Below are 19,778 nucleotides of genomic sequence, written 5' to 3' on the forward strand. Positions count from 1 at the left end.
ATTCCAACAAAAGAGAGGCAATAGCAATGGGTGTGTATGACTACAAGAACTTCGGCACAGCCGATTCCAAGGCGCTGTTCAGCGATGCCATGGCGATCACGCTGTATTCCTACCACAACCTCGATAACGGCTTTGCCGCCGGTTATCAGCACAACGGCTTCGGTCTCGGCCTGCCCGCCACGTTGGTGACTGCGCTGCTCGGCGGTACTGATTCGCAAGGGGTGATTCCCGGTATTCCGTGGAATCCCGACTCTGAAAAACTCGCCCTCGACGCGGTGAAAAAGGCTGGCTGGACACCGATCACCGCCTCGCAACTGGGCTACGACGGCAAGACCGACGCGCGCGGAACCTTCTTCGGCGAGAAGGCCGGTTACACCACCGCCCAAGTGGAAATCCTCGGCAAGTACGACGCCCAGGGCCATCTCACGGAAATCGGCATCGCCTTTCGCGGCACCAGCGGCCCGCGGGAAAACCTGATCCTCGACTCCATCGGCGATGTGATCAACGACCTGCTGGCAGCCTTCGGTCCCAAGGACTATGCCAAGAATTACGTCGGCGAAGCGTTCGGCAATCTGCTCAATGACGTGGTGGCGTTCGCCAAGGCCAACGGCCTCAGCGGCAAGGACGTGCTGGTCAGCGGCCACAGCCTCGGCGGTCTGGCGGTCAACAGCATGGCCGACCTCAGCGGCGGCAAGTGGGGCGGGTTCTTCGCCGATTCCAACTACATTGCCTACGCCTCGCCGACCCAGAGCGGCACCGACAAGGTGCTCAACGTCGGCTACGAAAACGATCCGGTGTTCCGCGCCCTCGACGGCTCGACTTTTACCGGCGCCTCGGTTGGCGTGCACGACGCGCCCAAGGAATCGGCTACCGACAACATCGTCAGTTTCAACGATCACTACGCCTCGACCGCGTGGAATCTGCTGCCGTTCTCCATCCTCAACATCCCGACCTGGATCTCGCACCTGCCGACTGCTTACGGCGACGGCATGAACCGGATCATCGAGTCGACGTTCTACGATCTGACCAGCAAGGACTCGACGATCATCGTCGCCAACCTGTCGGACCCGGCGCGAGCCAACACCTGGGTGCAGGACCTGAACCGCAACGCTGAAACCCACAAGGGCAGCACGTTCATCATCGGCAGCGACAGCAACGACCTGATCCAGGGCGGCAGCGGCAACGACTACCTCGAAGGTCGCGCCGGCAACGACACCTTCCGTGACAGTGGCGGCTACAACGTCATTCTCGGCGGCGCCGGCAACAACACCCTCGACTTGCAGCAGTCAGTGAACAAGTTCGACTTCGCCAACGACGGCGCCGGCAACCTGTACATCCGCGATGCCAAGGGCGGGATCAGCATCACCCGCGACATCGGCAGCATCGTCACCAAGGAGCCGGGCTTCCTCTGGGGCCTGTTCAAGGACGACGTGACCCACAGCGTGACGGCCAGCGGCCTGAAGGTCGGCAACAACGTCACGCAGTACGCGTCCAGCGTCAAAGGCACCAGCGGCGCCGATACGCTCAAGGCCCACGCCAGTGGTGATTGGTTGTTCGGTCTGGACGGCAACGACCATTTGATCGGTGGTGCCGGCAACGACGTGTTTGTCGGTGGCGCCGGCAATGACCTGATGGAGTCGGGCGGCGGGGCGGATACGTTCCTGTTCAACGGCGCATTTGGTCAGGATCGGGTGGTGGGTTTTACGGCCAACGACAAACTGGTGTTCCTTGGCGTGCAGGGCGTGTTGCCCAATGACGACTCCCGCGCGCATGCCTCGATGGTGGGGCAGGACACGGTGCTGAAGTTTGGCGCTGACTCGGTGACGCTGGTTGGAGTGGCGCTGAATAGCCTCAGTGCCGATGGAATTGTGATCGCCTGATGCACCCGTAACCTGTGGCGAGGGAGCTTGCTCCCGCTGGGTCGCGAAGCGGCCCTGAAGACTTTGTGCGCGCTACGCGCTCAAGCGGGAGCAAGCTCCCTCGCCACAACCCAGTATCAAAAGTGACTCGATAGCCACACCCTGACTCAAAAGCTCTGCAAACAGCAAAAGCGGCCTAAAGCCAGCACGTGCCCACACGTTCTATAGCTAGCCGCCATCGAGTACAGGAGATTCACACGTGAGAAGGTTCAAGGGGTATGTCGGGATTGTCGGACTGGCGCTGTTATCGGCCAATGCCTGGGCCGATCTGCCGCCAACCTCGATTCTGAGCCGTTACGGGATCAGTACCGATCAACTGCCGAAACCGGAAAAGACCGAAGTGGTCGAGCCGGTGGAAGAGAAAAGCCTGTTTCAGATTCAGCCCGAACAGCCGTTCGTGACGTTCCTGCCGGGTGACGGCAAACAAGCGCAAGCCACTGGCAACCTGAGCATTGACCGCATGACCCAGCTGGATCTGGAACGCTGCCGGCGTCTGCAAGCCGAGCTGGCGCGGCGCGGTGAGCAGCATTTCAGTTGCGATCACAGCATTGTGGGCCTGCCTGCTTTCGAGTAACACACACGCATAACACTTCCCCTGTAGGAGCTGCCGCAGGCTGCGATCTTTTGACTTTGTTTTTCAAGATCAAAATCAATAGATCGCAGCCTGCGGCAGCTCCTGCACGTACAGCAGGGTGTCAGTCTTCCTTGCGCACCGTCGCGACCTCGTCGCCGCGGACTCTCACCTTGGTCCCGGAAATATCCTCGAATTCATAGAAGCCATCCTTGTTCTTGGTTTTCGGCATGTCCTTGGTCAAATACTGGGTGCCGTTCTGCAAGGTGACCACCGTCGGCGTCGAGCAGCCGCCCAATGTCAGCAGGGCCGCTACCGCCAGGGGAATACCCAGAGTCTTGATCTTCATACCCACCTCAAATACCTCATTCCATATCAATTGACCGACTTCGGTCTCTAACGCGGTTGGTGCCATCCAACCGGGAAAAGTTCGATGGCACCCTGAAAAAATTCCGATTGCCGCTGCCACTGATCTTTTTCCGTTTGCACGCGACGGGGCAGAGCTGGTATCTGTACGCATAACCAGTATTCGCTCGCCATGGCCCTGAATTCCCGTGACTGCCAACCCGCTCGACGATCCGTTCTATTACCTCAACAACTTCCGGCAAGTGCTTGATTGGCTTGAGCTGCGCTATGCCGATGTGATGAGCGAATCCGAGCACGGCTTTATCCGCGACTTCAAGGCTTTGCCACGCGCCTCACAGGGTTTGCTGGTGCGCATGGTAATGCGCAAGGGCGTGCATTTCCGCCTCGGCAAACTCAACTACCCGGAAATCGGGGACATCAGCGACGCCGCGCAGCCGTTGCTGAGTCACGGCTGGCTCGACGATCAGGCGTTGTTGAGCGTGGCCGAAGTGTTCGACGTGTTGCTCAAGGCCGAACTCCTGCAAGCGTTCGGTGCTTTTATCGAACAACCCAAGGGGCGCAAGGACGACTGGCTGCCGGCGCTCGCGGAGCAGTTCAGTGCATCGCGCAGCCTGTCCGACTGGGCGCCGACGCTCGGCGACTGCTTGCTCAGCCTGACCATCATGGACCTGTGCGACCGCCTGCGCCTGATGTTCTTCGGCAACCTGTACCAGGACTGGTCGGAATTCGTCCTCGCCGACCTCGGCATCTTTACCTACGAAAAAGTCGAGTTCTGCGCCGATTCCCGTGGCCTGCGCAGCCGTGAAGACGTTGACGCCTGCCTGTTCCTGCATCAGTGCCAGCAACGCTTCGAGGCCGGTGAACCGTTGGAAACCATTGTCGAGCAGGTCAGCGCACTGCAGTTCGACAACCCGTGGCTGCAACGGCGACGCGGCAAGGTGCTGTTCCAGATCGGCCAGTATTGCGAGCGCATCACGGAGTTCGCCCTGGCGCTGAGCATTTACCGCGATTGCGCCTACCCCGGCGCCCGCCAGCGAATGATTCGGGTGCTGGAGCGCTGCGGCGAATACGCACTGGCGCTGGAGCTTGCCACTCTCGCCGAACAGGCGCCGGAAAGCGCCGCCGAACAGCAGAGTCTGCAGCGGATGCTGCCCCGGCTGCGGCGCAAGCTCGGCGGGCCACCGCTCAAGCGCGCAACGCCGCGCCCGGTCGAGCGCCTCGATCTGCAATTACCGCGCACCGATCCGTCGCTGTCGGTGGAGTTTTATGTGCAGGCGCATCTGCACGAAGACAGCGGCCCGGTGCATTACGTCGAGAACAGCCTGATCAACTCGCTGTTCGGCCTGCTGTGCTGGCCGGCGATTTTTGCGCCGCTGCCGGGGGCGTTTTTTCATCCGTTTCAGCGCGGGCCGGTGGATCTGCTCAACGAAGACTTCCAGCAACGCCGCGCCGAACTGTTCCAGGCCTGCCTCGACCAACTCGACGATGGCCGTTATACGGCGACCATTCGTGAGCGCTTCGTCGCCAAATGGGGCGTGCAGTCGCCGTTCGTGTTCTGGGGCGCCTTGAATGAGCAACTGCTGGAGCAGGCGCTGGCGTGCTTGCCGGCCGAACATCTCAAGCACTGGTTCAATCGCCTGCTGCTCGACATCAAGGCCAACCGCGCCGGTATGCCCGATCTGATCCAGTTCTGGCCGCAGCACAAGACCTACCGGATGATCGAAGTCAAAGGCCCCGGTGACCGCCTGCAGGACAATCAATTGCGCTGGCTGGAGTTCTGCCACCAACACCAGATGCCGGTCGCCGTGTGCTACGTGCAATGGGCGGAGCAGAGCGCTTGAGCTACAGCATTGCCGTCCGCGCGTTGTGCGAGTTCACCGCCAAGACCGGCGACCTCGACCTGCGGTTTACCCCTTCGCCGACTGCGCTCGAAGGCATGCTCGGGCACCGCACCGTGGCCTCGCGGCGCAGCGACAAGTACCAGAGCGAGGTGGCGCTGGAAGGCGAGTTTCTGCAATTGAAAGTCAGGGGCAGGGCGGACGGCTACGACCCGGCGCAGAACTGTCTGGAAGAAGTCAAAACCTATCGCGGTGACCTGAGCAAGCAGCCGGCCAACCATCGTCAGCTGCATTGGGCGCAGGCAAAAGTCTACGGCTGGCTGATGTGCCGCAAGCTCGAGCTTGAGCGGATCAATCTGGCGCTGGTGTATTTCGACATCGTCAGCGAGAAGGAAACCTGTGTGGTCGAGGCCTTCACTGCGCCAGTCTTGCAAGACTTTTTCGAACAACAATGCCGGTTGTTCCTGAACTGGGCCGAGCAGGAAATGGCCCATCGCGAGGCGCGCAATCGGGCCGCGCAGCAATTGAGCTTTCCCCACGCCGATTTTCGCCCCGGCCAGCGGCATCTGGCCGAATCGGTGTTCAAAGCGGTCAGCACCGGCCGTTGCCTGATGGCCCAGGCACCGACCGGGATCGGCAAAACCCTCGGCACGCTGTTCCCGATGCTCAAGGCTTTGGCGCCGCAGCAACTGGACAAGGTGTTGTTCCTGACCGCCAAGACCCCGGGGCGCAAACTGGCGCTGGACGCCAGTCAGGTGTTGTTCGATCAGTCTGAACGCTTGCCGTTGCGGGTGCTGGAGATGGTCGCCCGCGACAAGGCCTGCGAACACCCGGACAAAGCCTGTCACGGCGAGTCCTGCCCGTTGGCCCAAGGCTTCTATGATCGCCTGCCCGCCGCCCGTGAAGCGGCCAGCCGGATCAATCTGCTGGATCAGGCGGCGATGCGCGAAGTGGCTCGCCAGCACACGGTTTGCCCGTACTACCTGAGCCAGGAAATGGCCCGTTGGGCCGACGTGGTGGTGGCGGACTACAACTATTACTTCGATTTCAGTGCGTTGCTGTTCGGTCTGGCCCAGCTCAATCAGTGGAAAGTCGCGGTGCTGGTGGATGAAGCGCACAACCTGGTCGAGCGCGGGCGCTCGATGTACAGCGCCAGTCTCGATCAGGCTGCGCTGGCCAGTGTGCGCAAGACGGCCCCCGAGGTCCTGAAAAAATCCCTGCAACGGGTCAACCGCGAATGGAACGCGCTGCATCAGCCGCAACTGGCGCCGTATCAGGCCTACGACAAGGCTCCGGAAAAACTGCTGCAAGCGGTGTCCCTGTGCAGCGCGGCCATTGGCGATTACCTCAACGACCATCCGCAGGGACTCGACAGCGCGCTGCAAACCTTCTACTTCGACATGCTGCAGTTCGGCCGGGTAGCGGAGCTGTTCGACGAGCATTACCTGTTTGACATCAGCAAACGTGACCTCGAGCGCAAACGGCCGCTGTCGCAGCTGTGCCTGCGCAATGTGGTGCCGGCAGCGTTCATCGGCCCGCGCCTGAAAGCGGCGCGCAGCAGCGTGCTGTTTTCCGCAACGCTGAGCCCGCGGCGCTATTACGCCGACCTGCTCGGTACGCCCGCCGACACGGTATGCATCGACGTCGAATCGCCGTTCAGCGCCGATCAGTTGCAGGTGCAGATCGTCAGCCGCATTTCCACGCGCTTCAATCATCGGCAGGCGTCGCTGGAACCGATCGTCGAGCTGATCGCCCGCCAGTTCAGCGAGCGCCCGGGCAATTACCTGGCGTTCTTCAGCAGCTTCGATTACCTGCAACAGGTGCTGACCCTGCTTGCCGAACGCCATCCGCAGATCAATCTGTGGCAGCAATCCCGGGGCATGGCTGAAGGGCAGCGTCAGGTATTTCTCGATCAGTTCACCGCCGACAGCCAGGGCATCGGCTTCGCCGTGTTGGGCGGTGCGTTCGGCGAGGGCATCGACCTGCCCGGCGCACGGCTGATCGGCGCGTTCATTGCGACCCTGGGGCTGGCCCAGCTCAACCCGGTCAACGAACAGTTGAAACGGCGTATGGCGGCGATTTTCGGTGCCGGTTACGATTACACCTATCTGTATCCGGGTGTGCAGAAAGTGGTGCAGGCCGCCGGGCGAGTAATCCGCACGCGGCAGGATCGCGGCGTGGTGATGCTGATCGATGACCGCTTCGCCGAACCGCGCATTCAGCAACTGTTGCCGCGCTGGTGGGCGCTCGGTACAGACCCGGCCTCAGATCAAAGCGTGAATTGAAGCGCGTTTGCACCTTCCCATGGCGCTGGATTGCCGCATACTTGCGCTAATGAAAACCAGCGGTGAACCTGATGAGTGACAACCCGAGCAAAACTGCCGCGATCGAGGAGATGCGTTTCCGTCTGCTGATCGATGCGGTGGTCGATTATGCGATTTACATGATCGACCCGGACGGCATCATCACCAGCTGGAACTCCGGTGCCAAACGCTTCAAGGGCTACGAAGAGGCGGAGATTCTCGGCGAGCATTTCTCGCGCTTCTATACCGCCGTTGATCGTGCGGCGGGCCTGCCGCAACGCGCGCTCGACACCGCGCTGCACGAAGGACGATTCGAAGGCGAGGGCTGGCGGGTGCGCAAGGATGGCACCAACTTCTGGTGTCACGTGGTCATCGATCCGATCATCGATCCCAACGGCAAACTGCTCGGCTACGCCAAGATCACCCGCGACCTGACTGATCGCAAGATGGCCGAGGAAACCCTCAGGCAAAGCGAGCAGCAGTTCCGCCTGTTGGTGCAGGGTGTCACCGATTATGCGATCTACATGCTCAGCCCCGAAGGTCGCGTGAGCAACTGGAATCAGGGCGCCCAGCGGATCAAGGGGTACAAGCCGGAAGAAATCATCGGCCAGCATTTTTCGATTTTCTACACCCCTGAAGACCGCATCGCCGGCGAACCGCAACGGGCGCTGGAGATTGCTACCCGCGAGGGTCGTTTCGAAAACAAGAGCTGGCGCATGCGCAAGGATGGCACGCGGTTTCTGGCCCACGTGGTGGTCGATGCCATTCGCGGCGAAACCGGCACGCTGCTCGGGTTTGCCAAGATCACCCGCGATGTCACCGAAGCCCATGAGTCGCAACTGGCCCTGGAGAAAACCCGTGAAGCGCTGTTCCAGGCACAGAAGATGCAGGCCATCGGTCAGCTCAGCGGCGGCATCGCCCATGACTTCAACAATTTGCTGACGGTGATTCTCGGCAATCTGGAGATTCTTCAGAAGCGCATCGGTGAAGACCCGAAAAACAGTCGGCTGCTGGAAAACGCCACTCAAGGCGCGCTGCGTGGCGTGTCGCTGACCCAGCGCATGCTGGCCTTTGCCCGACGGCAGGAACTCAAGACCGAACCGGTCGATATTCCGCAACTGGTGCAAGGCATCACCGGGCTGCTGCGCAGTTCGATTGGACCGGGGATTCGTATCGAAACGCGGTTTCCCGAGGATCTGCAACCGGTGCTGGCGGACAGCAACCAACTGGAACTGGCGCTGCTCAATCTGGCGACCAACGCCCGCGACGCGATGGGGGACGGGGGCAGCCTGACCATTACCGCGCAGCCGGAAGTGGTGCTTGAGCAAAGCCACTCTTCAATGGCCGCTGGGCGCTATGTGTGCCTGAGCGTGATCGACACGGGTGAAGGCATGGACGAAACCACGCTGGGTTCGGCCAGAGATCCGTTTTTCACCACCAAGGGCGTGGGCAAGGGCACCGGATTGGGCTTGTCAATGGTGCATGGCTTTATCGAACAACTCGGCGGCCGCTTCATCCTCAAGAGTGAAAAGGGCCGTGGCACCACCGCTGAACTATGGATACCGGTGGCGGTAGCCAGCGTGACGGCAAAAACCTTTTATCCGGCGGTCGAAGCGGTTCTGGTGCCACGCCTCAGCGTGCTGGTGGTCGACGACGACTCGCTGGTGATGACCAGCACCACGCTGCTGCTCGAAGATCTTGGCCATCGTGTGATCAGCGCGACATCCGGTACCAAGGCGCTGAAGCTGTTCGAGCAGGGTGAAGTCATCGACCTGATGATCACCGACATGGCCATGCCACAGATGAGCGGCGCGCAACTGGCCCATGCAGTACGTCTGCTCAAACCGGATCTGCCGATCATCCTCGCCACTGGTTACGCCGAACGACTGGAGGGGTTTGCCGCGAAGTTGCCGCGTCTGCCCAAGCCGTTCACCCAACTCAATCTGGTGGAAATCATCGCTCAGTCGATGAAATGAATCCGCCTGAACTTGTCCGTGGCGTGGGCCTTCTAAAAGGTTTCCCCGCCATGGAGTGCGCGTCCCTTGCCTCGCATACTGACCCAGCCCACCGCAGAAGAGCACCTGACCGAACACGACGCCAAGATGTTCGGCTCACCCAAGGAACGGCTGGATTTCTATCGCAAGGAAATCCAGTATGAAACCAGCATCCTCGCCAACCGCACTGACGCCTATCTGGCGGCGCAGTCGTTTCTGGTGATTGCCTTTGCCTCGTGCATGGCCAACCTCAACCCCGAGTGGGGCAAGCTGTTTACGCTGGTGGTGCCGCCGTTCCTCGCACTGCTCGGACTGCTCAGTTCGCTCAATGCCTGGCCGGGGATTCGTGCCGCGTACGACATCATCGATCACTGGCACTACAAACAGAGCGAGTTGTTGCGCAGCGAGCCGATCATGGGCATGGCGTACGACGAGTCGCCGCTGTTCAGTGAAATGGAATCCAGCCATAAGGGCTATCGCAAGTCGCTATTGTTTTCGGTGCGCACGCCGTGGATTTTCGCCACGTTCTGGATCCTGCTCGGGGCTTACGCGGTGTTCATTCAGGTGACCAACCCCGGCGGCTGAACGCCGCCCAAAGAAAAAGCCCGGACTTCGCAGCCGGGCTTTTTCTTGTGCGCTTTATTCGACGGTTTCAAGCTGCCGGCGCAACTCCTGCGAGTGATGCGGCGACATCGGAATCGGCGGGAAGTCCTCGTTGAGGACGCACAAGTGATCGATGGCTTCGGCGAACTTCGCATCGGCTTTGCGGCGCATGGCTCGATAGTGCTCAAACTGCTCAAGGTCCAGATTGTCCGCCTCCAGCAGCTCGTAAGCGGCGCGGTTGAGGGCGTGGGCGTCTTCGAACAGTTGACGATTGCGTTCCAGGGCCAAAGCCCTGCAAGCCTTGATTTGTGCCGGAGTCGAGCATTCTTTCATGACCGTGACCTTGTTATCCAAAGATTCCTTTTCATGGGCTGCAAGCCGCAGGGGAACCGAACCTGCCGGACCCCGCCGAGTGCTTACAGCGAGGGGTTATGGTTGTGACTGCCGGAATCTGCAGAGGGATCCATTTATTTACAGAAAAAACTTCGATGGATTGCCCAAGATATTTCCGCCGGAAAAATCAGTTTTTTCGTTTTTGCCGTTGTTCGTAGCGCGCCAGCAGTGGCTGGGTGCTGATGCCATGCAGCAAAATGCTCAGTGCCACCACGGACAGGGTGATGTTGGTGCACAACGCCGCGACCGAAGGACTCAGGCCGTGGTTCAAGGCATAAAACAGATAGAACAGGCTGCCGATCCCGCGGATGCCGAACCAGCCGATCAACAGGCGCTGGCCACCGTCAAGCAAGGTGCCCCATGGCATCAGTGCAACGCAGAGCGGGCGCACCACGCAGAACAGCACTGCGCCAATGACCAATGCCCGCCAGTCCCAATGCGGCACCAGCACCACGCCGAGCAGGGTCACCAGAAACACTTCCATGGCCCGTTCCACCAGACTGCCGAAGGAGAGCATGTCGCCCATCATGATCCCGGCAGCGACCTGACTGCTTTCCAGGCGTTCGGTATCACCGTGTACCGCGTGCTGCGGCTCGACGTTCTGATGGCCCACCACCGGTTGCACCAGATGTTCGGCGGGCGGCTGGCTGGCGCCGGTGGATTTGACTTCTTCCTGACGCAAGCCGAGGCCGGCGGCGAATACCGACAGAAAACCATAACCGCCAATCGCATCTGCGCCGACATAAGCCAGAGCAATCAGCGACAGCGCCAGATAATCATTCGGGCTCAGGGTGCTGTCGTCGTTGCGGATGCGCAACGACAGCGTCAACCGACCGATGCCGCGGCCCATCCAGTAACCGGTGAGCAAGCCGACCGGCACCGCCCAGAGCAAACCGTGCAGCACCCAATCGGTCAGCGCGCCGGGATGAGCATCGGCCTGCACCAGCAGCAAGCCGAGAATCACGAACGGGAACGCGATCCCGTCGTTCAGTCCGGCTTCACCGGAAAGACCAAAGCGCACGCTGTCGACATCCCGTGCGTCGTTGACCTGTACCAGCGCGGCCAGCACCGGGTCGGTCGGTGCGAGAATCGCGCCGATCAGCAGCGACGGTCCCCAAGGCAGTTGCAGGCCCCAATGCAGCAATACGCTGACCCCGGCGATGGTCAACACCATCACCGGGCCGGCCAGCCCGAAAGCAATCCGCCAGCGCTTGTCGCGCAGTGGCAAACGCAGCTTGAGGCCGCAGACAAACAGCGAAAACAGCACCGCCACTTCCGTAAGGTGTTCCATCCATACGGAAGCGTTTTCCAGTGACAGCTTCAGCAAATCCAGACCGCTCGGGCCGATGCCAATCCCCAACAACAGGCACACGGCCGAGGTGGTGACCGGCATCCAGCGCAGGTAGGACGAGGTCAGCGCAAGGGTCAGCAAGACGGCGCCCAGCACCGCGACCCATATGACAAAGCTCATGAGGCTTACAACATCGGCTTGCCGCCGGTGACGCCATAGCGCTGACCGGTGATGTAACTGGCTTCATCAGAGGCCAGCAGCACATAGATCGGCGCCACTTCCACCGGTTGTCCGGGGCGACCGAGCGGGGTTTCGCTGCCGAAATTCTGTACTTCTTCATCGGGCATGGTCGAGACGATCAGCGGCGTCCAGATCGGTCCGGGGGCCACGCAGTTCACGCGGATTTCTTTCGGCCCGAGTATCTGCGCCAGCCCGCCGGTGAAGTTGGCAATTGCGCCTTTGGTGGTGGCATAGGCGAGCAGGGTCGGTTTGGGCATGTCGGAGTTGATCGAGCTGGTGTTGATGATCGACGCACCGGGGCGCATGTGTTTGATCGCCGCCTGACACAGGCGGAAAATTGCGGTGATGTTGACGTCGAAGGTCATCACCCATTCGTCATCGGGGATTTCTTCGAAGGTCTCGTGGGTCATCTGGAACGCAGCGTTGTTGACCAGAATGTCGATGCGCCCGAAGCGTTCGACGGTCTTGTCTACCAGTTCCTGGCAATGGGCCTTGTGCGCGAGGTCGCCGGACAGCAACAGGCACTGGCGGCCTGCCTGTTCAACCCAGCGTGCGGTTTCTTTGGCGTCGTCATGTTCATTCAGATAAGCCACGACCACATCGGCGCCTTCACGGGCGAAGGCAATCGCCACCGCGCGACCGATGCCGCTGTCGGCACCGGTAATCAGCGCAATCTTGCCGGCCAGCCGCCCGGAACCGACGTAGCTTTGTTCGCCGCAATCGGGGTAGGGCTGCATTTTGCTTTGCAAACCCGGCACGGCTTGAGCTTGTGTGGGGAAGGGTGGTTTTGGGTAATCGGTCATCACAAATCTCCGAGGTCTCAGGGCAGGTATGGGCGGTTGACCCGGACGGTTTGCCGTGAGTTCGATCGGATTTTGGATGACCACAAAACCATTGTAGGAGTGAGCCTGCTCGCGATGGCGGTGTATCAGCCGACATTGATGTTGAATGTCAGTCAGCTATCGCGAGCAGGCTCACTCCTACAGATTGGTGGTGTTTTCAGGTATTGCGGTTGTTCAGGGCGCGCTCCATGCGAGCGATGCCTTCTTCCAGCAACGACCGTGGGCAGCCGAAGTTCAGGCGCACGAACTGTTGGTGTTGATCACCGAAATCCAACCCGGCGCTCAGACCGACCTTGGCCTGTTCGAGGAAGAACTGCTGAGGATTGTCCAGCTCCAGCGCCGAGCAATCGAGCCACGCCAGATACGTCCCTTGCGGCACATTGATGGTCACGCCCGGCAAGCGGCTGCGCACCGCGTCCACCAGCCAGTCGCGGTTGGCCTGCAGATAGGTTTTCAGTTCGGCCAGCCACGGCGCGCCTTCGCTGTAGGCGATGCGGGTGGCTTCCATGCCCAACGGATTGACGCTATCGACCATGCCACAACGTGCATGGTTGACGCGCTCGCGCAGGGCGGCGTCCTGGATGATCATGAACGAGGTTTTGAGGCCGGCGATGTTGTAGGCCTTGCTGGCGGACATCAGGGTGATGGTGCGCTTGGCGATTTCCGGACTGAGGGAGGCGGTCGGAACATGTACGCGGCCGTCGAAGCACAGCTCGGCGTGGATCTCGTCGGAGATGATCCAGGCGTCCTGTGCCGCACAGATGTCGGCCACGGCTTGCAGCTCTTCACGAGCAAACACTTTGCCGATCGGATTGTGCGGGTTGCTCAGGAGCAGGGCGCCGCCACCGTTCAGCGATTCGCGCAGGGTGTCCAGCGGCGTGGCGTAAGTGCCATTGGCCTGGGCGACAAACTCCAGCTCGACCTTGTTCAGGCTCCAATGCCCCGGCGCATGCCGCAGCGGCGGGTAGTTCGGTACCTGCACCACGACATTCTGCTGCGGCTGCACCAAGGCTTTCAAAGCCATGTTGAAACCGGATTCAACCCCGGGCAGGAAAATCAGTTCCTGTGGTTTGACCTTCCAGGCGAACTTGTTCCACAGGTCGGCGACGATGGCTTCACGCAGATTGTCCTGCGCCACGCTGTAACCCACCAACGGGTGCAACAGACGCTGCTGCAACGCCTCGATGATCACCGGAGGCGCGGCGAAATCCATATCAGCGACCCACATCGGCAACACATCGGCCGGGTAGCGGCTCCACTTGGTGCTGCCGGTGTTGTGGCGGTCGAATACCTGATCAAAATCGAAAGTCATGCGCGGTCTCGTGAAGGCGGGTTGTTCAGGGGCGTCATGATAAACCCATGACAGTTGGGGGATACACAAAACCTGTGGGAGCGAGCCTGCTCGCGAAGGCGGTGTGTCAGTCAATATTTGTCTCAACTGACAGGGCCTCTTCGCGAGCAGGCTCGCTCCCACAGGTTTTCCAGGGCATGACCGATTGTCGCCGACGGTCGGTTTTCACACAGAGTGTGTGGTCATTGTCTACAGTGAAAAAACCGGCAGTCATTCTGCCGTAACCGTGTTTGTCCAGAAAAAGCCCGGCTCAAGTACCGGGTTCCACCTGATCAGGAGTGCACGATGGATCTCAGCCGTCGTCAATTCTTCAAGGTCGCCGGTATCGGCCTTGCAGGCTCTAGCCTGGGCGCGTTGGGCATGGCCCCGACGCCGGCCTTCGCCGAGCAGGTGCGTCACTTCAAGCTTGCCCACACCCATGAAACCCGCAACACCTGCCCGTATTGCTCGGTCGGTTGCGGGTTGATCATGTACAGCCAGGGCGATGCCGCGAAGAACGTCGCGCAAAACATCATCCACATCGAGGGCGACGCCGACCACCCGGTCAACCGCGGCACCCTGTGTCCAAAAGGCGCAGGCCTGCTGGACTTCATTCACAGCCCGGGCCGTCTGCTGTATCCGCAAACGCGCAAGCCCGGCAGCAGCGAATGGACCCGGATCAGCTGGGATGAAGCGCTGGATCGCATCGCCGACCTGATGAAGGCCGACCGCGACGCCAACTTCATCGAGAAGAACGACAGCGGGCAAACGGTCAATCGCTGGCTGACCACCGGATTCCTCGCCGCGTCCGCAGCGTCCAACGAAGCGGGCTACATCACCCAGAAGGTGATTCGCAGTCTCGGCATGCTGGGGTTCGATAACCAGGCGCGTGTCTGACACGGCCCGACGGTGGCAAGTCTTGCCCCGACGTACGGCCGTGGTGCCATGACCAATACCTGGACCGATATCGCCAACGCGAATCTGATCCTGGTGATGGGCGGCAACGCAGCAGAAGCGCATCCGTGCGGCTTCAAATGGGTGACCGAGGCCAAGGCGCATAACGCTGCCCGGTTGATCGTGGTCGACCCGCGTTTTACCCGGACCGCTTCGGTGGCCGACTATTACGCGCCGATCCGCACCGGTACCGACATCGCCTTCATGGGCGGGTTGATCAATTACCTGCTGACCCAGGACAAGATCCAGCACGAATACGTGCGCAATTACACCGACGTCTCGTTCATCGTCAAAGCCGGCTATGGCTTTGAAGACGGCATCTTCAGCGGCTACGACGCAGCCAAGCGCAGCTACACCGACAAATCCGGCTGGGGTTACGAGCTGGGTGAGGATGGCTTCGTCAAGGTCGACCCGACCCTGCAGGATCCGCAGTGCGTCTATCAATTGATGAAGCAGCATTACAGCCGCTACAACATTGATCTGGCGAGCCAGATCTGCGGCATGCCGGTCGATGCCATGCAGAAAATCTGGGATGAGATTGCCACGTGCTCCACGCCCGGCAAGACCATGACCATTCTCTATGCGCTCGGCTGGACGCAGCATTCGATCGGCGCACAGATCATCCGCAGCGCGGCGATGGTGCAACTGCTGCTGGGCAACGTCGGCATGCCCGGCGGTGGCGTCAATGCCTTGCGCGGGCACTCGAACATTCAGGGCCTGACCGACCTCGGGTTGCTGTCCAACTCGTTGCCGGGTTATCTGACCCTGGGCAGCGATGGCGAGCAGGACTACAACGCCTTTATCAAAAAACGTACGCAAATGCCGTTGCGTCCGGGGCAACTGTCCTACTGGCAGAACTACAGCAAATTCCACGTCAGCCTGATGAAGTCGTGGTACGGCGCCAACGCCACGCTGGAGAACAACTGGAATTACGACTATCTGCCGAAACTCGACATCCCCAACTACGACGTTCTGAAGATGTTCGACCTGATGAGTCAGGGCAAGGTCAACGGCTACATGTGCCAAGGCTTCAACCCGATCGCCGCGTTGCCCGACAAGAACCGGGTGATGGGCGCGCTGGCCAAGCTCAAGTGGCTGGTGGTGATGGATCCGCTGGCCACCGAGACCTCGGAGTTCTGGCACAACGTCGGGCCATACAACGACGTGAAAAGTGCCGAGATCCAGACCGAAGTGATTCGCCTGCCGACCACCTGCTTTGCCGAGGAGGACGGCTCGCTGGTCAACAGCAGCCGTTGGCTGCAATGGCACTGGAAAGGCGCCGACGGCCCGGGCGAAGCGCAGACCGATATCCGCATCATGAGCGAATTGTTCCTGCGCCTGCGCAAGCGTTATCAGGCCGAGGGCGGCAAGTTCGCCGATCCGCTGCTGAAACTGTCGTGGCCGTACAAGATCCCGGACGAGCCTTCGCCGGAGGAACTGGCCAAGGAAATCAACGGCAGCGCCATGGCCGACTTTACCGACGCCAGCGGTGCGACGGTCAAGGCCGGCTCGCAACTGGCCGCGTTCGCTCAGCTCAAGGATGACGGCAGCACCGCCTCCGGCTGCTGGATCTTCGCCGGCAGCTGGACCGAGGCCGGTAACCAGATGGCCCGGCGCGACAACGCCGACCCGTATGGCATGCACCAGCATCTGGGCTGGGCCTGGGCGTGGCCGGCCAACCGGAGGATTCTCTATAACCGCGCTTCGGCGGATGTCTCGGGCAAACCGTGGGATCCGAAAAAGCGCCTCGTATGGTGGAACGGCAAGGCCTGGGGCGGCACCGATGTGCCGGACTACAAGGCCGATGTGCCGCCGGAAGCCGGGATGAACCCGTTCATCATGAACCCCGAAGGCGTGGCGCGGTTTTTCGCCGTCGACAAGATGAACGAGGGGCCATTCCCCGAGCATTACGAGCCGTTCGAAACGCCGATCGGCATCAACCCGCTGCACCCGCAAAACAAGAAAGCCACCAGCAACCCGGCGGCGCGGATCTTCGATTCGGTCTGGGAAAGCCTCGGCGAAGCCAAGGACTTCCCGTACGCCGGCACCAGTTACCGGCTGACCGAGCACTTCCACTTCTGGAGCAAGCATTGCAAGTTGAATGCGATTGCCCAGCCCGAGCAGTTCGTCGAAATCGGCGAAGTGCTGGCGAAGGAGAAGGGCATCGCGGCCGGAGATCGGGTGCGGGTCAGCTGCAAGCGCGGGTTCATCGAGGCGGTGGCGGTGGTGACCAAACGCATCCGGCCGCTGCAGGTCAACGGCCAGGTGGTGCATCAGATCGGCATCCCGCTGCACTGGGGATTCACCGGTCAGACGCGTCACGGCTACCTGACCAACACCCTGGTGCCGTTCCTCGGCGATGGCAACACCCAGACCCCGGAATCCAAGTCATTCCTGGTCAACGTGGAGAAACTGTAAATGGCCAGCCAAGACATCATTGCCCGCTCGGCCACCACCACGGTGCCGCCCTCGGTGAGAAATCAGCAGGAAGTCGCCAAGCTGATCGACACCACCAAATGCATCGGCTGCAAGGCCTGCCAGGTCGCCTGCTCGGAATGGAACGAGCTGCGCGACGAGGTCGGCCACAACCACGGCACCTACGACAACCCGCAAGACCTGAGCGCAGAAACCTGGACCCTGATGCGCTTCACCGAACACGAAACCGACGCCGGCAACCTGGAGTGGCTGATCCGCAAGGACGGCTGCATGCATTGCGCCGAACCGGGGTGCCTCGCGGCATGCCCAAGTCCCGGGGCGATCATCAAGCACGCCAACGGCATCGTCGATTTCGATCAGGATCACTGCATCGGTTGCGGCTATTGCATCACCGGTTGCCCGTTCAATATTCCGCGGATTTCGCAGAAGGATCACAAGGCTTATAAGTGCACCTTGTGTTCTGACCGCGTCGCGGTAGGGCTGGAACCGGCGTGCGTGAAAACCTGTCCGACCGGGGCCATCGTCTTCGGCAGCAAGGAAGACATGAAGGAACACGCCGCCGAACGCATCGTCGACCTGAAAAGCCGTGGCTTCGACAACGCCGGTCTGTACGACCCGGAAGGCGTCGGCGGCACTCATGTGATGTACGTGTTGCACCACGCCGACACGCCGAAGATCTACGCCGGGTTGCCGGATGCGCCGGCCATCAGTCCGCTGGTGGGCCTGTGGAAAGGCATCAGCAAACCGCTCGGCCTGCTGGCGATGGGCGCGGCGGTGCTGGCCGGGTTCTTCCACTACGTGCGCATCGGGCCGAACCGTACCGAAGAGGATGACCATCCGACGCCGCCCGATACCTCGGTGCATGTTGTCGATCCGGCGGTGCACACCTTCGATCCACGCGGGGAGGACCGGCCATGAGCAACAAGACGATCCTGCGCTACACCGCCAACCAGCGCACCAATCACTGGCTGGTGGCGATTCTGTTCTTCATGGCCGGGCTGTCCGGGCTGGCGTTGTTTCATCCATCGATGTTCTGGCTGACCAACCTGTTCGGCGGCGGGCCGTGGACGCGGATTCTGCACCCGTTCATGGGCGTGCTGATGTTCGTGTTGTTCCTCGGCCTGGTGTTCCGCTTCTGGCGCGCGAACTTCTTCATCGACAACGACTGGAAGTGGATGCGCCGCATCGATCGGGTGTTGGTCAACGACGAAGAGAGCGTCCCGCCGGTGGGCAAGTACAACGCCGGGCAGAAGATGCTGTTCTGGACTTTACTGCTGTGCATGCTCGGTTTGCTGTTCACCGGGCTGGTGATCTGGCGTGCGTATTTCAGTGCGTACTTCGGCATCACTGTGATCCGCTGGGCCATGCTCCTGCATGCGCTGGCCGGGTTTGTGCTGATCCTCAGCATCATTGTTCACATCTACGCCGGACTGTGGATCAAGGGTTCGGTGGACGCAATGCTGCATGGCTGGGTCAGCCGCGCCTGGGCGAAGAAGCACCACGAACTCTGGTATCGCGACATCACTCGCGATGAACGCAATCCGGACGTGCCGGAGCGACCGATCACCAAAAAGGGCTGACCTTTGGCAACCATTCTTGAACCCGGGGAAATCGAAGCGGCGGCCAGCTCGCCGCCGTTTCTGTACCTGCCACCGCACAACCTGTTTATTTTGCGCGCCCAGCGTCTGGAGCAATTGGCCGAAGGGCATCCGCTGGCCGATTACCTGCGACTGATCGCCGGATTGTGCCGGGCTCAGCAGCAGGTGATGGACGAGCCGCCCTTGACGGTGCCAATCGACGCGCAACGCCTTGAAGTCTGTCAGCGCCACGGCCTGCCGCCATTTGCCGCCGATACGCTGGTGCGCGAGGACGGCTGGCAGGCGTATCTGGATGCTTTGCTGCAACGCTATGTGCCATCGGAACAGCCGGCGGTGCTCGACGCGTTGGCCACGCTGCGGGAGGCCAGTGCCGGCCAGTTGCGTGCGTGGGCGGTGGCGCTGGTCAGCGGCCAGTATTCAATGGTGCCGGCGGCGCTGGTGCCGTTTCTCGGCGCCGGCCTGCAAGCGGCGTGGAGCCACTGGCTGCTCAGCGCAGCGAACCTGCAACTGAAACCCGGCGACAGCCTCAGCCAGTGCCCGGGCTGCGGTTCGCCGGCGATGGCCGGGGTGATCCGCCATCGCGGCAAACACAACGGCCTGCGCTATCTGGTGTGTTCGCTGTGCGCCTGCGAATGGCACGTGGTGCGGGTCAAGTGCGTGTATTGCGAGTCGAGCAAAGGCCTCGATTACCTGAGCCTGGAGGACGATCGCCACGCCGCCAATCAGGCGCCGATTCGCGCGGAGGTCTGCCCGGGCTGCAACAGCTACCTGAAACTGGTGTATCTGGAGAACGATGCCGAAGGCGAAGCGTTGTCGGCGGATCTCGGCAGCCTGCTGCTCGACATGCGTCTGGCGCAGGACGGTTTTCAGCGTCTGGCACCGAATCTGATGCTTGCCCCCTCGGATGCGGATACATAAGCAAAATTTGCGATGAAGAAGAGATGTAAGTGTTAGCCATGCAGAAAAAGAGGAGCAATATAAATCTAGGCACCATGAAGATCATGCCTCTAGGTGATGTCGTAGCAGAAAGCTTGGAAAATAATTTCGATGATGGCATGCTGCCACTCAGCCAGGGCATAGCTTCCCAAATCATATGCTAT

Annotated in this window: 15 protein-coding genes; 10 read left to right on the plus strand and 5 right to left on the minus strand. The window is 60.9% G+C overall.

Going from position 1 to position 19,778, the window contains the following annotated elements:
• Positions 1-26: 26 nt before the first annotated feature.
• Positions 27-1,880 carry a polyurethanase gene (locus LCH64_RS01840; RefSeq protein ID WP_226499298.1) on the plus strand — a complete coding sequence of 618 codons (1,854 nt, stop codon included), beginning with the start codon at positions 27-29 and terminating at the stop codon, positions 1,878-1,880.
• A 238-nt stretch (positions 1,881-2,118) separates the two neighbouring features.
• A complete protein-coding gene (locus tag LCH64_RS01845; protein WP_226499299.1) occupies positions 2,119-2,493 on the plus strand; it encodes a hypothetical protein in 375 nt (124 codons plus the stop codon).
• Between the two features lie 121 nt (positions 2,494-2,614).
• On the opposite strand, the gene LCH64_RS01850 is transcribed toward LCH64_RS01845, so the two are convergent.
• Entirely contained in the window at positions 2,615-2,839 is a 225-nt protein-coding gene (locus tag LCH64_RS01850; RefSeq protein ID WP_226499300.1) for a YgdI/YgdR family lipoprotein, read from the minus strand.
• A 205-nt stretch (positions 2,840-3,044) separates the two neighbouring features.
• Here LCH64_RS01850 and LCH64_RS01855 point away from each other — a divergent pair, with 205 nt between their 5' ends.
• The 4 genes from LCH64_RS01855 to LCH64_RS01870 all read left to right on the plus strand — a co-directional run bounded on the left by LCH64_RS01855 (position 3,045) and on the right by LCH64_RS01870 (position 9,576).
• Positions 3,045-4,697, plus strand: coding sequence for a VRR-NUC domain-containing protein (locus LCH64_RS01855; RefSeq protein WP_226499301.1), 1,653 nt, complete (start codon positions 3,045-3,047; stop codon positions 4,695-4,697).
• Positions 4,694-6,979 carry an ATP-dependent DNA helicase gene (locus LCH64_RS01860; RefSeq protein WP_226499302.1) on the plus strand — a complete coding sequence of 762 codons (2,286 nt, stop codon included), beginning with the start codon at positions 4,694-4,696 and terminating at the stop codon, positions 6,977-6,979. Before LCH64_RS01855 ends, LCH64_RS01860 begins: the two co-directional genes overlap by 4 nt.
• A gap of 71 nt (positions 6,980-7,050) precedes the next feature.
• Positions 7,051-8,973, plus strand: coding sequence for a PAS domain-containing sensor histidine kinase (locus LCH64_RS01865; RefSeq protein ID WP_226499303.1), 1,923 nt, complete (start codon positions 7,051-7,053; stop codon positions 8,971-8,973).
• Positions 8,974-9,039: 66 nt separating this feature from the next.
• Positions 9,040-9,576: a hypothetical protein gene (locus LCH64_RS01870; protein WP_003224989.1), complete on the plus strand. Its 537-nt coding sequence runs from the start codon at positions 9,040-9,042 to the stop codon at positions 9,574-9,576.
• Between the two features lie 54 nt (positions 9,577-9,630).
• Here LCH64_RS01870 and LCH64_RS01875 read toward each other — a convergent pair whose 3' ends face one another.
• From LCH64_RS01875 to LCH64_RS01890, 4 genes are all read right to left on the minus strand, one after another.
• The gene (locus tag LCH64_RS01875) at positions 9,631-9,927 is read right to left on the minus strand and encodes a hypothetical protein (protein WP_003224988.1); all 297 of its coding nucleotides are present in this window, start codon (positions 9,925-9,927) and stop codon (positions 9,631-9,633) included.
• Between the two features lie 187 nt (positions 9,928-10,114).
• On the minus strand, positions 10,115-11,458 hold the full coding sequence (locus tag LCH64_RS01880; protein WP_226499304.1) for a cation:proton antiporter: 1,344 nt from the start codon (positions 11,456-11,458) through the stop codon (positions 10,115-10,117).
• Between the two features lie 5 nt (positions 11,459-11,463).
• Positions 11,464-12,321 (minus strand): glucose 1-dehydrogenase, encoded by an 858-nt coding sequence (locus tag LCH64_RS01885; protein ID WP_226499305.1) that lies wholly within the window; start codon positions 12,319-12,321, stop codon positions 11,464-11,466.
• Between the two features lie 196 nt (positions 12,322-12,517).
• Positions 12,518-13,672: a PatB family C-S lyase gene (locus tag LCH64_RS01890; RefSeq protein ID WP_226499306.1), complete on the minus strand. Its 1,155-nt coding sequence runs from the start codon at positions 13,670-13,672 to the stop codon at positions 12,518-12,520.
• Positions 13,673-13,996: 324 nt separating this feature from the next.
• On the opposite strand from LCH64_RS01890, the gene fdnG reads away from it, so the two are divergent.
• The 4 genes from fdnG to fdhE are packed head-to-tail and all read left to right on the plus strand — an operon-like array spanning position 13,997 to position 19,596.
• Entirely contained in the window at positions 13,997-17,062 is a 3,066-nt protein-coding gene (gene fdnG, locus LCH64_RS01895; protein WP_226499307.1) for a formate dehydrogenase-N subunit alpha, read from the plus strand.
• Positions 17,063-17,998, plus strand: a complete 936-nt coding sequence (fdxH, locus tag LCH64_RS01900; protein ID WP_003224976.1) for a formate dehydrogenase subunit beta — start codon at positions 17,063-17,065, stop codon at positions 17,996-17,998.
• Positions 17,995-18,660 carry a formate dehydrogenase subunit gamma gene (locus tag LCH64_RS01905; protein ID WP_103483471.1) on the plus strand — a complete coding sequence of 222 codons (666 nt, stop codon included), beginning with the start codon at positions 17,995-17,997 and terminating at the stop codon, positions 18,658-18,660. Before fdxH ends, LCH64_RS01905 begins: the two co-directional genes overlap by 4 nt.
• 3 nt (positions 18,661-18,663) lie before the next feature.
• Complete coding sequence (gene fdhE, locus LCH64_RS01910) at positions 18,664-19,596, plus strand: formate dehydrogenase accessory protein FdhE (protein ID WP_226499308.1); 933 nt, start codon at positions 18,664-18,666, stop codon at positions 19,594-19,596.
• Positions 19,597-19,778 lie beyond the last annotated feature (182 nt).

Origin of the sequence: Pseudomonas sp. MWU16-30322 (assembly GCF_020515535.1) — a bacterium.
GTDB lineage: Bacteria > Pseudomonadota > Gammaproteobacteria > Pseudomonadales > Pseudomonadaceae > Aquipseudomonas > Aquipseudomonas fluorescens_H.

What these genes read in the sequence shown, in the direction of transcription:
- fdxH (WP_003224976.1), top strand. Translation starts at nt 17,063, where the DNA reads ATGGCCAGCCAAGACATCATTGCCCGCTCGGCCACCACCACGGTGCCG.
- LCH64_RS01905 (WP_103483471.1), top strand. Translation starts at nt 17,995, where the DNA reads ATGAGCAACAAGACGATCCTGCGCTACACCGCCAACCAGCGCACCAAT.
- LCH64_RS01890 (WP_226499306.1), bottom strand. Translation starts at nt 13,672, where the DNA reads ATGACTTTCGATTTTGATCAGGTATTCGACCGCCACAACACCGGCAGC.
- LCH64_RS01865 (WP_226499303.1), top strand. Translation starts at nt 7,051, where the DNA reads ATGAGTGACAACCCGAGCAAAACTGCCGCGATCGAGGAGATGCGTTTC.
- LCH64_RS01840 (WP_226499298.1), top strand. Translation starts at nt 27, where the DNA reads ATGGGTGTGTATGACTACAAGAACTTCGGCACAGCCGATTCCAAGGCG.
- LCH64_RS01885 (WP_226499305.1), bottom strand. Translation starts at nt 12,321, where the DNA reads ATGACCGATTACCCAAAACCACCCTTCCCCACACAAGCTCAAGCCGTG.
- LCH64_RS01850 (WP_226499300.1), bottom strand. Translation starts at nt 2,839, where the DNA reads ATGAAGATCAAGACTCTGGGTATTCCCCTGGCGGTAGCGGCCCTGCTG.
- LCH64_RS01875 (WP_003224988.1), bottom strand. Translation starts at nt 9,927, where the DNA reads ATGAAAGAATGCTCGACTCCGGCACAAATCAAGGCTTGCAGGGCTTTG.
- LCH64_RS01880 (WP_226499304.1), bottom strand. Translation starts at nt 11,458, where the DNA reads ATGAGCTTTGTCATATGGGTCGCGGTGCTGGGCGCCGTCTTGCTGACC.